Origin of the sequence: Rickettsia sp. TH2014 (assembly GCF_019249195.1) — a bacterium.
Lineage (GTDB): Bacteria > Pseudomonadota > Alphaproteobacteria > Rickettsiales > Rickettsiaceae > Rickettsia > Rickettsia felis.
In genome coordinates this window covers 1-905 of the sequence record NZ_MXAX01000251.1, presented here as the reverse complement: position 1 = coordinate 905, position 905 = coordinate 1, and the positions used below count along the sequence as shown (strand labels likewise).

Sequence of the window (905 nt, the reverse complement as noted above, 5' to 3'; positions counted from 1 at the left end):
CTCCTTTTGTCGATTGTTTTTGGGGGGGTTGCCGAGTCAATTTATTAAGTTAATAATTTAATCTTTTTGTTAATTTGTATTAATTTAAATTAATGCATGAAAATGTCGATTTCATTCCAACCTATAAGGTCTAAATTAGCTCTTGTCGGTAAAAAGTGGAAAATATCTTGGGCAAGTTCAAGCCTATTTTCTCTAAGTAGCATTTTTTGTAAAGTATCTTTTAACTGATGCAAATAAAGCACATCTTTTGCTGCATATTCTTTTTGTTCTGAAGATAAATTGTCAGTACCCCAATAGGAAGATTGTTGTTGTTTAGAAATATTTATGGACAGTAGCTCCCGACATAAATCCTTAAGACCGTGGCTATCAGTATAGGTTCTAACGAGCTTTGAAGATATTTTAGTACAAAAGATATTTTCTAAATCTATACTCAAATATTTTTTTATAGCTGCTAAATCAAATCTAGCAAAATGAAATATCTTGCATCTAGTTTTATCTAACAATAATGCTTTTAAATTAGGAGCAGTATAATCTTGATTTACAAAATGAACAAGATGGGCTTCACCGTTGCCGTTACTAAATTGTAGCAAACAGAGTTTATCTCTATGTAGATTTAACCCCATTGTCTCGGTATCTATGGCAATATCCCCTTCAAGTTCAAAATTATTAGGTAGGTCGTCTTGATAAATGTTAATGTTCATAAATTATGTTCAATTCCTTTTAATCAATAATGTTGTTACGTGATTCGTTCTCCCGTCATTCCCGCAAGACCTTGTTGCGTAGATATAAAAAAAAGTAGCTGCGAACTAAGAAAAGTAGTAAATTGACAAAAAACTTAACCACAAGTGTGTATGTCAAAGCTACAAAAAGTTTGCAACTGGAAAGAATATAACAGAAGTTTAAAG

Annotated in this window: 1 protein-coding gene; it reads right to left on the bottom strand. The window is 31.4% G+C overall.

Features of this window, described 5'->3' with window-relative positions:
- Positions 1–89: 89 nt before the first annotated feature.
- The gene (locus KYQ89_RS05140; RefSeq protein ID WP_218460686.1) at positions 90–701 is read right to left on the bottom strand and encodes a ribonuclease D; all 612 of its coding nucleotides are present in this window, start codon (positions 699–701) and stop codon (positions 90–92) included.
- Between the last annotated feature and the right edge of the window lie 204 nt (positions 702–905).